Source organism: Bradyrhizobium sp. th-b2 (genome assembly GCF_000426785.1).
Lineage (GTDB): Bacteria > Pseudomonadota > Alphaproteobacteria > Rhizobiales > Xanthobacteraceae > Bradyrhizobium > Bradyrhizobium septentrionale.
In genome coordinates, this window is sequence record NZ_AUGA01000004.1 from 18,847 (window position 1) to 33,114 (window position 14,268).

The 14,268-nt window shown below is 64.0% G+C and carries 14 protein-coding genes; 4 read left to right on the plus strand and 10 right to left on the minus strand.

What is annotated here, in order from left to right; translation table 11 throughout:
• Window positions 1–27 precede the first annotated feature (27 nt).
• Both K359_RS0107435 and K359_RS0107440 read right to left on the minus strand, forming a co-directional pair.
• A complete protein-coding gene (locus K359_RS0107435; RefSeq protein WP_029078772.1) occupies window positions 28–666 on the minus strand; it encodes an HD domain-containing protein in 639 nt (212 codons plus the stop codon).
• 229 nt (window positions 667–895) lie between these two features.
• Window positions 896–1,264, minus strand: a complete 369-nt coding sequence (locus K359_RS0107440; protein WP_156928405.1) for a hypothetical protein — start codon at window positions 1,262–1,264, stop codon at window positions 896–898.
• 29 nt (window positions 1,265–1,293) lie between these two features.
• Between K359_RS0107440 and K359_RS51395 the strand changes: the two genes are divergently transcribed.
• Window positions 1,294–1,593 (plus strand): hypothetical protein, encoded by a 300-nt coding sequence (locus K359_RS51395; RefSeq protein WP_156928406.1) that lies wholly within the window; start codon window positions 1,294–1,296, stop codon window positions 1,591–1,593.
• An 85-nt stretch (window positions 1,594–1,678) separates the two neighbouring features.
• Window positions 1,679–2,659, plus strand: a complete 981-nt coding sequence (locus K359_RS0107450) for an alpha/beta fold hydrolase (RefSeq protein WP_029078775.1) — start codon at window positions 1,679–1,681, stop codon at window positions 2,657–2,659.
• A gap of 43 nt (window positions 2,660–2,702) precedes the next feature.
• On the opposite strand, the gene K359_RS0107455 is transcribed toward K359_RS0107450, so the two are convergent.
• The 3 genes from K359_RS0107455 to K359_RS0107465 all read right to left on the minus strand — a co-directional run bounded on the left by K359_RS0107455 (window position 2,703) and on the right by K359_RS0107465 (window position 6,213).
• Entirely contained in the window at window positions 2,703–3,128 is a 426-nt protein-coding gene (locus K359_RS0107455) for a GFA family protein (RefSeq protein ID WP_029078776.1), read from the minus strand.
• Window positions 3,129–3,262: 134 nt separating this feature from the next.
• Window positions 3,263–4,258 carry a LysR substrate-binding domain-containing protein gene (locus tag K359_RS0107460; protein ID WP_029078777.1) on the minus strand — a complete coding sequence of 332 codons (996 nt, stop codon included), beginning with the start codon at window positions 4,256–4,258 and terminating at the stop codon, window positions 3,263–3,265.
• Between the two features lie 392 nt (window positions 4,259–4,650).
• Complete coding sequence (locus K359_RS0107465; RefSeq protein ID WP_029078778.1) at window positions 4,651–6,213, minus strand: 2-isopropylmalate synthase; 1,563 nt, start codon at window positions 6,211–6,213, stop codon at window positions 4,651–4,653.
• 42 nt (window positions 6,214–6,255) lie between these two features.
• Between K359_RS0107465 and K359_RS63200 the strand changes: the two genes are divergently transcribed.
• The gene (locus K359_RS63200) at window positions 6,256–6,501 is read left to right on the plus strand and encodes a hypothetical protein (RefSeq protein WP_198031126.1); all 246 of its coding nucleotides are present in this window, start codon (window positions 6,256–6,258) and stop codon (window positions 6,499–6,501) included.
• 715 nt (window positions 6,502–7,216) lie between these two features.
• On the plus strand, window positions 7,217–9,502 hold the full coding sequence (locus K359_RS57150) for a hypothetical protein (protein ID WP_198031127.1): 2,286 nt from the start codon (window positions 7,217–7,219) through the stop codon (window positions 9,500–9,502).
• A gap of 311 nt (window positions 9,503–9,813) precedes the next feature.
• Here K359_RS57150 and K359_RS0107480 read toward each other — a convergent pair whose 3' ends face one another.
• The 5 genes from K359_RS0107480 to K359_RS0107500 form a co-directional block, all read right to left on the minus strand.
• Window positions 9,814–10,758 carry a polyphosphate kinase 2 family protein gene (locus tag K359_RS0107480; RefSeq protein ID WP_029078780.1) on the minus strand — a complete coding sequence of 315 codons (945 nt, stop codon included), beginning with the start codon at window positions 10,756–10,758 and terminating at the stop codon, window positions 9,814–9,816.
• Window positions 10,724–11,734, minus strand: coding sequence for a branched-chain amino acid ABC transporter permease (locus K359_RS0107485; protein WP_029078781.1), 1,011 nt, complete (start codon window positions 11,732–11,734; stop codon window positions 10,724–10,726). Before K359_RS0107485 ends, K359_RS0107480 begins: the two co-directional genes overlap by 35 nt.
• Entirely contained in the window at window positions 11,731–12,612 is an 882-nt protein-coding gene (locus K359_RS0107490; RefSeq protein WP_029078782.1) for a branched-chain amino acid ABC transporter permease, read from the minus strand. Before K359_RS0107490 ends, K359_RS0107485 begins: the two co-directional genes overlap by 4 nt.
• Window positions 12,613–12,776: 164 nt before the next feature.
• On the minus strand, window positions 12,777–13,481 hold the full coding sequence (locus tag K359_RS0107495; RefSeq protein ID WP_029078783.1) for an ABC transporter ATP-binding protein: 705 nt from the start codon (window positions 13,479–13,481) through the stop codon (window positions 12,777–12,779).
• A gap of 5 nt (window positions 13,482–13,486) precedes the next feature.
• Window positions 13,487–14,260 (minus strand): ABC transporter ATP-binding protein, encoded by a 774-nt coding sequence (locus tag K359_RS0107500; RefSeq protein WP_029078784.1) that lies wholly within the window; start codon window positions 14,258–14,260, stop codon window positions 13,487–13,489.
• Window positions 14,261–14,268 lie beyond the last annotated feature (8 nt).

A 14,268-nucleotide genomic window follows, 5' to 3' on the forward strand; every position in this document is an offset into this window, starting at 1 on the left:
CAACGCCTCACCGGGGTTGATGACGACCTAGCTCGGCCACGGCGTATTGCGAATCCGCGTGCAGGCGTTCGGCCTGTGGAACGTCGGATCGTGCTCGCAGACAAAATCGAAGTTGACCGTGCCGAACGTGGTGTGCGGCTTCTTCAACGCCGAGCAGGTTTGAACCGCGATGAACTCGTTCTTGAAATCACCGCGGGGAAACGCCGCGATAACGCCGTCGCGCTGCTCTGCCGTGTAGTCGTCGTATCCGACGCCGACGGCGTCGACCAAAACCCCGGCATTGGTGAGCGCGATTTCCGGCCGCATGTATTGCGGGATGCCGGGCGTGGTGTGCAAGGCAATCGCCTCCCACACCAGATCCGCCTTCGGCTCGGGAATGCCATGACTGCGGAGAAACTCGCGCGCCGCATCGGCTCCGTCGACCTCGAACCGCTTGGTCTCGGTATGGAAAGCGTCGGCAAGACCCAAATCATGGAACAGCGCGGCGACATAGAGCAGCTCGAGATCGAACTTCAGGTTCTGCCTGATGCCCTTGAGCGCGCCGAACATGAACACGCGGACCGAGTGATTGAACAACATCTCGGTCTCGTGCTGCCGCACCAGCTCGGCGGCTTCGCGTGCGATCCTGCTATCCGGGATCCGAACGCCGGAAATGATCTCGGCCATCGTCGCGCTCCTGTCTGCTGCGATATCGTTGGTCAATACGTAGCGCGCAAATGGCGAACCGGAAGTCTTCTGCTGAATGAAGATTTGACACTGAGATATTGAACCTGATGCAGCATCTCGCTCAGGCATCGAGCCTGCGGCGCGGCCGCCTGGCTCCGCGCGTCCGTCGCGATGGACAGCAAGAGACCGCCCGAAGGCGGTCCCTTACTCAGGAGAAAAGACGTTTCCGTCAGATATCGACCTGGATCGAAAGGTTGGAGCGTACCCAATCCGATTGCCCAGCCTTCAGCCGCTTGGCTTGAAATTCCGCGAAAGCCGGATCGGCACCAAGTGAGGCCAAGCTGCGCCCATAAGCCTCTATACTTTCGAAGCGAGCGACAAAGGCGTAATTCCCGACCTCGCCACCGATCACCGACCAATAGCTCACGTCGGCCCCGTGTTTCCTCCAGAGTACAGCCCCTTCCTTTGCAAGCTGCAAGACCGTCGCAAGATCGCCACCGGGTTTTGGATGTGAAACGAACTGCATGACAACTGCAGGCATTTTCCCCTCCATTGATAAATTATTGCGCCAAATAACTAGGTGGTCATTCAACGCCATGGAGAATTCCAAACAGGGCCGTCTCAGGCTTGATCTGGATCAATCCTTTTCCAGCAAACAGCCAACGGGCGATGAATGAAGCGGCCGTCATCACCGTCAACGCGCAGACCATCAATTTGGCGGCTCGCGCTGGATGCGATCTGGAGCACACCCGCGAAACCGGACGCAAATCGCCTGATAGCCCGGAGATCGATCTGCCGCCCGGCAAGGTCACCCTCCAGGTCGCGAGCGGCACGGCCGATATCCGGGAGTTCGAGGTCGCGGCCGACGAGACCTGGGGCCTGCTGGCCGGTCCGACCGGCGTCCCCCTCCCCATGCGGCTTTACTGACGCGAAATTGCGCTAAGCTGTCGGCACGCGTTGTCCTTGGTGGATCGAAAATGGTCCTCGCCTCGCCCTGAATCGGGAACAGCCCATGCCGCCTGCCATCACACCGGACTTGCAGACCATCGAGACCAACGGCATCCGCCTTCGTGTGGCATTGGCCGGCGCGGGCCCGCTCGTGATCTTGATCCACGGCTTTCCGGAGAGTTGGTATTCGTGGCGGCACCAGATCCCGGCGCTGGCAGCCGCCGGCTATCGCGTTGCCGCGCCTGACGTCCGCGGCTATGGCGGCAGCGACAAGCCGCACGCCATCGAGGCCTACGCGCTCAAGACCATCGCGGCTGACATCAACGGCCTGATCGCGGCACTCGGCGCGGACCGCGCCGTCGTGGTCGGTCACGACTGGGGCGCGCCGATTGCCTACGGCACGGCCTCGTTTCATCCCGAGCGCGTGCGCGCCGTGGCGGGCCTGAGCGCACCGGCGCTCGGCCGGGGACCGATGCCGAGCGTCCAGCTGTTTCGCAACATCTACAAGGATCGCTTCTTCTACCAGCTCCATTTTCAGGAACCCGGCGTGGCCGAGGCCGAACTGGAGGCCAACGTCCCGACCAGCCTGCGCAAGCTCTATTATTGGAGCTCGGGCGAAGGCCAAAAAGCCGGCGCGAAGATCGACAATCCGGCAGCGCGCGGCCTGCTCGATCGCCTGGTCGATCCCGATCCGCTTCCGGGCTGGCTGAGCGCGGCCGATCTCGGCTACTTCGCCAGCCAGTTTCAGAACAGCGGCTTCCGCGGCCCGCTCAATCGCTATCGCAACTCCGAGCGCGATTTCGAGGACATGGCCGTTTTCGACGGCAAGCAGATCACGCAACCGACCGCCTTCTTGGCCGGCAGCCTCGAGCCGATCCTGCGCATGATCCCCGGTGTCGATATGGTCGACCTGATGCGGCAGCGCTGCGCCGACCTGCGCCTGGTCCGGATCATGGAAGACGCCGGCCATTGGCTGCAGCAGGAGCGGCCGGCCGAGGTCGACGCAGCGCTGCTCGAGTTTTTGCGCGGCCTTCCGGCGGAGTGACGCGTGGCGACATTGCCGCGCTGCCGACGGCCGACGGCGACGGTCAGTCAGCCGGGCTGAAGCGCAGCGTGCCGGCCCGACGCGTCGGTTTCCCGGTGTCGTTGGTATGATTGACGCCGTCCATGACAGGCACTTCAGGGAAATCGAACGGGCTTACCCCGTCCAGGCAAGCCACGTTCACGGCATACAGGCTCTGGTCAGATCGTCGTTGATGATGGGTGTAGATTCCGCAGCGAGAACAGAAGAAATGCTGCGCCGATCCGGTATGGAAGCGGTAGCTTGTCAGCGCATCGTCGCCCTGCAGGAGCTTGATCCCGCCCATCTCCGCCATGGCAACGATGGCGCCTCGTATCCGGCAGTAGGAGCAGGTGCAGCGGCGGATCGAATTGATGCCGTCGCTGAGCGTTGCCTCGAAACGCACCGCGCCGCAACTGCACCGGCCAGCCCGAATGTTCGTGTCGCTCACCATGTTGCCCGTGCTGATTGAGACTGACCTCAACACGAAGCGTATCTCTGGAATGTGGGCCGCACAATTCAGAAAAATTCGCGCAACACGCGAGAAAAACTTGCGCGAAGGCAGGCAGCAACGGTGTTGGGCGTGAACTACACGTTACACGCCAGTCCGCCAACCCGCCGGCTCTGGTCTGTCTCGACGGCGCGCAGATGATCCAGCATCAGGCGGCTGGTGGCCGACAGATGCGCTGAGTCGCGGATCACGATCTTCAATTCGCGGCGGCCCCAGGCATCGCGCAGCGGAATCGCGCGAAGACCCATGCCGGCGCCGACCACCTCGAAGGCGCGATCGGGGATCAGGCCAAGCCCCATATTGGCTTGCACCATGCGGCAGACCGCATCGAAGCCGGGCACGTTGATGCGCAGCCGCATCGTCTTGCCGGCCTGGGTCGCGGCATATTGCGAACGCAGATAGATCGAGCTCGCGGTGTGCAGGCCGATATGGTCGAAATCGAGCGTCTCGGTGAACAGCAGACTGGCGCGGCCGGCCAGCCGGTGGTCCGGCCGCATCACGACCACCAGATTGTCGTAGCGGTAGTGGAAGGCCTCGAGCGCGCGGCTGTCGGCCTCGGCCGAGCAGATGCCGATCTCGGCCGCGCCCTCCTCGATGCCGCGCACCACCTGCCCGCTCGGCCGTTCCTGCAGGTCGACGCGGAGCAATTCATGCGCTCCGAAGAAGGCCGAGAGATCCTCGGGCAGATACTGCACGATCGCCGAGAGGTTGGCGAGCATGCGGACATGGCCGCGCACGCCGTGCGAATATTCCGACAGCTCGACCGCGATCTTCTCGACATTGAGCAGCGTGACCCGGGCGTGATGCAGCAGCGCCTCGCCGGCCGGCGTCAGCGCCATGCCCTTGGCGAGCCGCTTGAACAGCGTGACGCCGAACGCCAGCTCGAAATCGTTCATCCGCTTCGACACCGCCGACGCCGCGATCCCCTCGCGCTGCGCGGCGCGGGTGAGATTCTGCTCGTCGCAGACCGCGACGAACAGGCGAAGCGTGGTGAGATCGACGCGGCGGGTGAGCGCGGTCTCTGCGGGCGTGGGGCTGCGTTGCGTGTCTGATACGAGCGAGGCGAGCGGCATGGGCGGCGTCCTGGCGGGAGAGGACGCAAGGTTAGCCCCGGGGGTGGCGCGGAAGATTCCAAAGCAGCGCGGGATGGCGCGAATTGTTGGTAAATTATTCCAAGAATGCCACAGGAAAGCGAATTCCATCCCAAATCGCTCAGGGCAATCTCTCACCATCACCCCCGCGCAACGGCTTCGCCGTTGTCGCTGGAGGTGCGAGCGAAGCGAGCCTCGAAGGGCGACGGCCCGGCCCTCTCCACAAGGCGATCGTCACGCGCCGAAGCAGCGGGGCCGTGCATCCTTCGAGACGCGCGTTCCGCGCTCCTCAGGATGACGGGTTGAATGTGTGCTCAAACGAAAAACGCGGCGCCGGGGCGCCGCGTTTCCGATGCGTCGATCGCGCGCGTTCGTCAGCCCGCGACCTTGGACGCCGGCACGTCGCGCTGGCGCTTCATCACGATCTTGTTCAGCGCGCCGAGATAGGCCTTTGCGGAGGCGACCAGCGTGTCCGGATCGGCGGCGCGCGCAGTCATCGAGCGGCCCTCATGGGCGAGACGCACCGAGACTTCGGCCTGCGCGTCGGTGCCTTCAGTCACCGCGTGGACCTGATACAGCTCCAGCTTGGCCTCGTGCGGCACCAGGCGCTTGATGCAGTTGAAGACGGCGTCGACCGGGCCGTTACCCTCGGCCTCCTCGATCTTGATCTGGCCGTCGACGTCGAGCTTCATGGTCGCGCGCTGCGGGCCATGGGTGCCGGCGATCACGGTCAGCGAGGCCAGCTTGATGCGGTCGTGGGCGGCCGCCATCTCCTGGTCGACCAGCGCCTCGATGTCCTCGTCGTAGATGTCCTTCTTGCGGTCGGCGAGCGCCTTCATCCGCGTAAAGGCATCCTCCAGCTGATTGGCGCCGAGCTTGTAGCCCATCTCCTCCAGCTTGTGGATGAAGGCGTGGCGGCCGGAATGCTTGCCGAGCACCAGCGAGGACTGCTTCAGGCCGACCATCTCGGGACGCATGATCTCGTAGGTCGAGGCGTCCTTCAGCACGCCGTCCTGATGGATGCCGCTCTCATGGGCGAACGCGTTGCGGCCGACGATCGCCTTGTTGTACTGCACCGGGAACGAGGTGGCGGCCGACACCACCTTCGAGGCGCGGGTCAGCTGCGTGGAGTCGATCTTGTTCCAGTACGGAAACTTGTCGTTCCGCACATTGATCGCCATCACGATCTCTTCCAGCGCGGCGTTGCCGGCGCGCTCGCCGATGCCGTTGACGGTGCACTCGACCTGCCGGGCGCCGCCGACGATGCCGGCCAGCGAGTTCGCGACCGCCATGCCGAGGTCGTTGTGGCAATGCACCGAGAAGATCGCCTTGTCGGAGTTCGGCACGCGCTCGATCAGCGTTCGCATGAAGTGGGTGTATTCCTCCGGCACCGTGTAGCCGACGGTGTCGGGGATGTTCACCGTGGTGGCGCCGGCCTTGATCACGGCTTCGACGATCCGGCACAGATAGTCCATCTCGCTGCGGGTGCCGTCCTCGGCCGACCATTCGACGTCGTCGATCTGGTTGCGGGCGCGGGCGACCATCGCGACCGAAGTCTCGATGACCTCCTCGGGCGTCTTGTTCAACTTCACGCGCATGTGCAGCGGCGAGGTCGCGATCACGGTGTGGACGCGGCCGCGGCGGGCGAACTTCACGGCCTCCGCGCAGCGGTCGATGTCGGCCGGATGAGCGCGCGAGAGGCCGGCGATGACCGCGTTCTTGGAGCGGCGGGCGATCTCGCTGACCGCCTGGAAGTCGCCTTCCGAGGTGATCGGGAAGCCGGCCTCGATGACGTCGACGCCCATGTCATCCAGCAGTTCGGCGACCTCGAGCTTCTCCTCGAAGGTCATGGTGGCGCCGGGGCACTGCTCGCCGTCGCGCAGGGTGGTGTCGAAAATGATGACGCGGTCCTTGTCGGACTTGTTCGCGGTGGTCATGTCAGAAATTCCTTTGAGCTTTTGCGCCCGTCATGTTGCTGCTTGAGCGATTACCTGGGCGAATATCAGGGTCCGGTGATCTCGTACAAACCCCTGAGTGCCCAGGCGCAAACGCCCAGCCGGCCCTCAGGGGCAGGTAAGAAGCAGGCCGCCAATAAGCAGGGTGGGCCGCGCGGCCGGGATCGTGGCGGTAGCCTGCGCCACCTCCCCCGAAATCCCATCGATTTGGCCGCGAATCAGCATTGCCAGACCCTGTCGAGCGCCAAAATCCTCGGGCAAAACCGTTGACGGTTGGTTGCCGGGAGCGCTTACGCGCCGTCGTTCTAGACGATTATGGCAAGCCGCCGCAATGGGTAAAGATGGTCAGAGGGGTTGACCTAAAGGCGGGGCGGCGGGTTCGCTCGTGGACGCTGCACACGTGAGGGATGCACCGGCGGTAGGATTCCCTCCCCCCTTGCGGGGAGGGTTAGGGAGAGGGGTGGCCACACGACGTGCTCTCTCCATCTTCTGCCTGGATCATCACGATGCGATCGAGATTGTGAGAACGGCGGCCCTACTTGATCATCTCGCCCCCGGGGCCACCCCTCTCCCCACCCTCCCCCGCAAGGGGGGAGGGAGCCCGACCAGTCTGCTCACCTCACGAGATCGACGCCGTGAATCGTAGAATCGTAGAATGGGTAGAGCGAAGCGAAACCCATCGCCTTCCGACGTTGTCACGCCGGTCATCGCATCGTCGGCTGCGTTAGGCGCAGCGCGCGCTCGCACCCGTGCCGGGACAAGCGCAACGAAACCTGACGTACACCATGACACCATAAGCGACATCATCAGGCGCCACCCACGCCACCTACGCCGCCGGCACAATCAATCTTTGTTCAACTGGTTGCACCTAGTCTGCGGGCGGCGACCCGAGCGGACTCATTTCATGGCCGACGAGACGACCACCTGGTAGCCGCGGCGCTTTTGCCGGCGATCCAGGCGAAGACTTTTTGGTTAAGGAGATATGATGCCCGCGACGAAATTGGCCGAAGGGCTCGACCAGCGAGAAGAGTTCAACCAGCGAGAACAGCTAAACCAGCGAGAAGGGCTCAATCAGCGACAGGTCGGCTTCAATCTCTTTCTCGTCGGATTCCTGATCCTGTTCCTCGAGCTGGCCTGCATCCGCTGGTTCTCGGCCAAGGTCGTCTTCCTGCAGTTCTTCACCAACATCGTGCTGCTCGCGGCGTTCCTCGGCATGTCCTGCGGCTGCCTCGCCGCGCGGCGCAGCACCAACTGGCTAGCGCTGTTTCCGGGGCTCGCCTTCGTCACCTTCGCCACCGTGGTCGCGATCATGCTGCTGTATTCCTACTGGGGCGGGCTCGCGGTCGACGTCGGCAATCAGGCTTCGCCGCAGGAGGTGTTTTTCGGCACCGAGTATCGCAACCCCGATCTCGCCCAATTCGTCGTGCCGATCGAGGCGATCGCCGGACTGTTCTTCGTGCTGATAGCGCTGATGTTCGTCGGCCCCGGCCAGGCGCTTGGCCGCGCCTTCGACGCCTACCCCAACCGGGTCGCCGGTTATTCGCTGAACATCGGCGGCAGCCTCGCTGGCATCGTCGGGTTCTCGCTGCTGTCGTTCGCGCAGGCGCCGCCGGTGGTCTGGTTCGGCATCAGCTGCGCCGGCATCGTCTATCTGCTCTATCAGGACAAGGCGCTGTCGATCCTGCGTCTCGCGACACTGATCGTGGTGGTGGGTTTCATCGGGTTCTACACCGATCGCTCCGAGACCCATGAAAACCGCTGGTCGCCCTACTACGCCGTCGACCTCAACAAATCGAGCGGCGAAATCACCGTCAACAATATCGGCCATCAGGAAATGATGCCGTTCAGCGATCGTGGCTCGTCCTATTCGCTGATCCATCTGCTGCAGAAGCACAGCGGCGGCGCGCCGTTCAAGGACGTCATGATCATCGGCGCTGGCTCCGGCAACGATCTGGCGCACGCCTTGCGCTTCGGCGTCGACCGCATCGATGCGGTCGAGATCGATCCGGTGATCCAGAACATCGGCATCAACAACCACCCCGACAAGCCCTATCAGGATCCGCGGGTGGTGCCGCATCTCGATGACGGAAGGCATTTCCTGCGCACCACCGAACGCAAATACGATCTGGTGGTCTACGCGCTGGTCGACTCGCTAATCCTCCACAGCGGATACGCCAACATCCGCCTCGAAAGCTATCTGTTCACCGAACAGGCGTTCCAGGACGTCCGCCGCGTGCTGAAGCCGGACGGCATCTTCGTGATGTACAATTACTACCGCCAGGGCTGGATCGTGCAACGCGTCGCAGCGATGGCGAAACAGGTGTTCGGCTGCGATCCGCTGGTGCTGCCGCTGCCCTACAAGGAAACGCTGACGTCGTCGGAGGCGGTCGGCTTCACCACCATCATCGCGGGCTGCAATCCGCGCATCTCCACCGCGTTCCGCGACCGCGGCCAGTTCTGGCTGAACAGCCTGCCACCGGAGAACCTTTCGGTTGACGGCTTCGACAAGCCGCAGGACAAGGTACAGGTCAAGGCGCAAGATAAGCCGCAAGACAAGTCAGCCGCCAAGCACGGCGACTGGGTGCCGCTGGCGCCGGCGAAACTGGTGGTCGACAATGCAGGCGCCGGGCAATCGACCAGCGACGACTGGCCGTTCCTCTATGTCAGCGGCAGGCTGATCCCCGACCTGACCGTTCGCTCGATGATCCTGCTCGGCGTGCTCGGGCTTGGCCTCGTCTATCTGTTCAAGCCGAAGGGCGTCTGGCGGCCCAACAACCGGATGTTCTTCCTCGGCGCAGCCTTCATGCTGCTGGAAACCAAGGCGGTGGTGCAGATGGCGCTGCTGTTCGGCAGCACCTGGCTGGTCAACTCCGCGGTGTTCTTCACCGCGCTCGTGCTGATCCTCGCCGCCAATCTCTATGTGATCAGGGTGCCGTCGACCCGGCTGGTGCTGCACTATGCCGGACTGCTGGTGCTGCTGGCGGTCGCGGTGCTGGTGCCGCTCGACACCTTCCTGAGCGGCGGCCTCGTCTGGCGCTACGTGATCCCCTGCGCGCTGGCGCTCGGCCCGATGTTCTTCGCCGGCGTGATCTTCGCCCGCACCTTCCGCGACGAGGCCAACCCCGACCAGGCGTTCGGCTCCAACATCGCGGGATCAGTGATCGGCGGCCTCGCCGAGTCCTGCTCGACGCTACTCGGTTTCCGTTATCTCCTCATCGTGGCGATCGGGTTCTATCTCTTGTCCGCGTGGATGCCGTCGCGCAAGGGGTAGTGACGCTGCTGCTCCGTGACGACCTGACACGATACATCGTGCGAGCGTTAGGGAGTCACTGACGGTAGGGTTCCGTCCCCCCTTGCGGGGGAGGGTTAGGGAGAGGGTGGCCACACGGCACACTCTCTCGATTTGTCTCTCGACGACGCGCGATCGAAATTGCGAAGACAGCGCTCACGTCGACGATCTCGCCCAGGGCCACCCCTCTCCCCAGCCCTCTCCCGCAAGGGGGGAGGGAGCCTGACGAGCGTGCTCACATTACGTAGTTGGGCCGCGAGCGAGAAAAAACGCGGCGCTAGTTCTTCGCAGTGCTACTTCTTCACAGCCACCTTCTTCTCCGCCGCGCCGCCCTTGCCTTCCGCATCCAGCGCGGCGCGGACGCGCTTGAATTCGCTTAAGTCGGCCTTGTCGACCTCGGGGAATTTCAGCTCGAGCCGGTCGAGCGCATTGACGATGGTCGAGCCGATCACGACGCGGGCGAACCATTTGTGGTCGGCGGGCACGATGTGCCAGGGCGCTTCCTTGGTCGCGGTGTGGTGGATCATGTCCTGATAGGCGGCCTGATACTTGGCCCACAGCGCGCGCTCGGAAATGTCGGCCATCGAGAACTTCCAGTTCTTGGCCGGCTCCTCGAGCCGGGCGAGGAAGCGCTGACGCTGCTCCTCCTTGGAGACGTTAAGGAAGAATTTCAGGATCATGGTGCCGTTGCGCGACAGATAGCGCTCGATCGCGGCGATGTCCTCAAAACGCTCGCGCCAGATGTTCTTGGTGACGAGGCGCTTCGGAATCTTCTGCTTGGCGAGCACGTCGGCGTGCACCCGCACCACGAGACACTCCTCGTAGTAGGAGCGGTTGAAGATGCCGATGCGGCCGCGCTCCGGCAGCGCGATCATGGCGCGCCACATGAAGTCGTGGTCGAGCTCCCTGGTCGACGGCTGCTTGAAGGAGGAGACCTCGCAGCCCTGCGGGTTGACGCCCTCGAACACACTCTTGATCGCCGAATCCTTGCCGGCGGCGTCCATGCCCTGGAAGATCAGCAGCAACGACCAGCGGTCCTGGGCGTAGAGCTTCTCCTGGTAGTCGTTCAGCCGCTTGCGGTTGGCCTCGATGATCTTGCCGCCGGCATCCTTGTCGATGCCGCCCTTCTCGGCGGTCGGGTAAGATTTGAGATGAAACTCGCTCGAACCGTCGAAGCGGAACGGTGCGACGTAGGGTTTCAGTTCATCGGCGAGCGATGGGGGCGATTTGTTGCTCATGACCTCTCGACGGCTTGCGTGGCGATTTGACCAGGTCGATCACGCTACCAAGAATGCCCTTGGGCAGGAAGATGATGAAAAGCACCAGCAGCACGCCATAGACCAGATTGTCCCAGCCGACCGCCTTGGTGCCGAAGCCGATGCGCAGCACCTCGGCCAGCACGATGGTGATAACGGCGCCGACCGTGGGCCCCAGCGCGACATAGACGCCGCCGACGATCGCCGCAAACACCATCTGCAGGGAGACTGCGATGCCGCTCACCGTGTCGGGCGAGATGAACATCTGGTACTGGCAATAGAGCGCGCCGGCGAGCGCGGTCATCAGTGCGCTGATCAGGGTGATCTTGAGCTTCTCCGCGGTGACGTTGACGCCGGCCGCGGCGGCGGCGTCTTCATCCTCCGAGATCGCCTCCATGGCGTGGCGGATCATGCTGCGGTCGATCGCGCGCCAGATCACGAGGCCCAGAACCCAGACCGCGAGCGCGATCAGATACCAGGTGATCTTGTCGTCGAACTGCAGCGCGAACAGGCCCTTGCCGCTCGGCGCGCGCTGCGGCGTATAGCCGAGCGAACCGCCGGTATAGTCGCGGGTCGCGGTGATGACCTGGAGCACGATGCCCGACAGCGCCAGGGTCACCAGCACGAAATAATGCCCGGTGATGCGGAAGCGGAAGCAGGGATAGGCCACGATCAGCGCGAGCACGCCCGCGGTTGCCATGCTCAGGGGAATGCCGATCCAGGGCGAGACGCCGAGGTGGTTCCAAAGCAGCGCGGTGACATAGGCGCCGATGCCCATGAAACCGCCATGGCCGAGCGAGACCAGGCCGAAGCGGCCCATGATCGACCATGAAGTGTAGGCGAACGACCAGATCAGGATCAGCACCAGCACGTGCAGATGATAGGGATCGCGGTGCACGAAGGGCAACGCGACCAGCGCAATCAGCGCGACGACCCAGAAGGCGAGCTTGCTGTTCACGAGCGCCTCGCCAACAGGCCCGCGGGCCGGATGAACATCATGACGATGAAGAAGGCGAAAGCAAGCACGTAGCCCCATTCGAGATCGGAGAACAGGCCGCCGAGCGAGATGATCTCGGCGAACACGAAGGCGGCGATGAAGCCGCCGATGAAATTGCCGAGCCCGCCGAGCACGCAGATCAGGAAGGTGATCGGCCCGAACGACAGGCCGACGAACGGATGCACGTCATATTGCAGCACCAGGAGGCAGGCGGCGAGGCCGGCGAGCCCGCCGCCGATCGCCGAGGTGACGAGATAGATCCGCCTGGGATCGACGCCCATCAGCGGCATGATCTGGCGGTCCTGCGCGATGGCGCGGATCGCGGTGCCGGTGAAGGTGCGGGTCAGGAACAGATAGACGCCGATCATGCCGACCAGCGCCGCGCCGAACGACAATAGTCGTGCGTAACTGAAATTCATCTCGCCGAGCGCAAGCACCGGCAGGCGGATGCCGAGATTGCGGAAGTCGATGCCGAAGGCGACGGTGGCAAAGCTTTGCAGGATGAACAGCACGCCGCCGGTGGCGAGCAGCTGGTTGATCGGCGGCGCGGTCAGCAAGGGCGCGATGACCAGGAAATGCAGCGCGGCCCCCAACAACGCCACCAGCAGGATGACGAGCGGCGCCGCCGCCCAGTACGGCAAATGATAATACTGCACGAGATAGTACATGCCGTACATGCCGATCATCACGAGCTCGGCGTAGCAGATCCAGGTGACGTCGATGACGCCGAAGATCAGGTTGAGCCCAAGCGCCAGCAGCGCCAGCACGCCGCCAAGCAGGATGCCGTTGATCACGGCTTCCAGCAGGTAGATGTCGAAGATGTCGAGGAAGGATTGCATGGCTGCTGTCTTTCTTACCTCTCCCGCTTGCAGGGGAGGTCGGCGCGCGAGAGCGCGCCGGGTGGGGGCTCCCTCCGCGATACGACTCGTGGAGAGACCCCCACCCCGGCCCTCCCCCGCAAGCGGGAGAGGGAGAACGCCGATCGAGTGAATGCAATCATCCCCTATACCCCGAGATACGCCTGCTTGATGGTGTCGCTCGCTGCGAGCTCCGCCGCTGTGCCGGCGGCGCGGATGCTGCCGGCTTCCAGCAGATAGGCGCGGTCGACGACGCGCAGCACCTGCTGCACGTTCTGCTCGACGATCAACACCGTCAGCCCGCTGGCGCGGATGCGCTTGACCAGCTCGAACACCTGCTGCACCACGACCGGCGCGAGCCCGGCCGACGGCTCGTCGAGCAGCAGCAGCTTCGGATTCGACATCAGCGCGCGGCCGATCGCGCACATCTGCTGCTCGCCGCCCGACATGGTGCCGGCCATCTGGTGCTGCCGCTCCTTCATGCGCGGAAACAGCTCGAACACGAAGTCGAGCCGCTCGGCGTAATGCGCGCGGGCGCCCGGCATGTAGGCGCCCATCTTCAGATTGTCTGATACCGTGAGCCGCGGAAACAGCCGACGATTTTCCGGCACATGCGCGATCCCGAGGCTGACGATGCGATGCGGCGGCGTCGCGACGACGTCGGTGCCTTCCATCGCGATGGTGCCTTTGATCGGACGGATCAATCCGGAGATCACGCGCATCAGGGTGGTCTTGCCGGCGCCGTTCGGGCCGATCACGCCGACCGCCTCGCCCGCCCGGACGTCGAGGCTGACGTCGAACAGCGCCTGGAAGCTGCCATAACCTGCATCGATCGATTTCAGTTCCAGCATGCCGCTCACGCCCCGATCCGGCGGCGCGCCTGCTCGGCGACGGCGGCAGCCAGGCTCGCGTCGGCATCGGTGCCGAGATAGACCTCGATCACGCGCGGATTGCCGGCGACATCGGCCGGCAGCCCTTCGGCGATCTTCTCGCCGTGATCAAGCACCATCACGCGATCGACCACGCGCATCAACACGCCCATGATGTGCTCGACCCAGATGATGGTGATGCCGAGCTCGTCGCGGATCCGGCGCAGCATGTCGGCGGCCGCGTCCATCTCGGTCTCGTCGAGTCCGCCGAGGCTTTCATCCGCGAGCAGGAGTTTCGGGCCTGTGGCGAGCGCTTTTGCCAGTTCGAGCTTCTTCAATCCGGCAGCGCCTAAGCCCTCGACGCTGCTGTGGCGATCGGTCGGTAGCCCAACCATCGCCAGTGCGCGTTCGGCCGCCTCCTCGGCCTTGGCGCGGCTGTGACGGCCCTGGCCGTAGAAGCCGGCAAGCACGACATTCTCGAAAATGCTGAGGCGATGGAACGGCCGCGGGATCTGGAAGGTGCGGCCGATGCCGCCGACGATGATGCGATGCGGGGCCAGCCCCGCGATCTCGCGGCCGTCGAACAGGATCGAGCCCTCGGTCGGCGGCAAGGTGCCCGACAGCATGTTGAAGATCGTGCTCTTGCCTGAGCCGTTCGGGCCGATCAGGCCGAGGATCTCGCCCTGCGCGACGCGGAACGAGACGCTGTTGACGGCGCAAAAGCCGCCAAACCGCTTGACCAGGCCTTCGACGGCGAGCACGGCGGTCC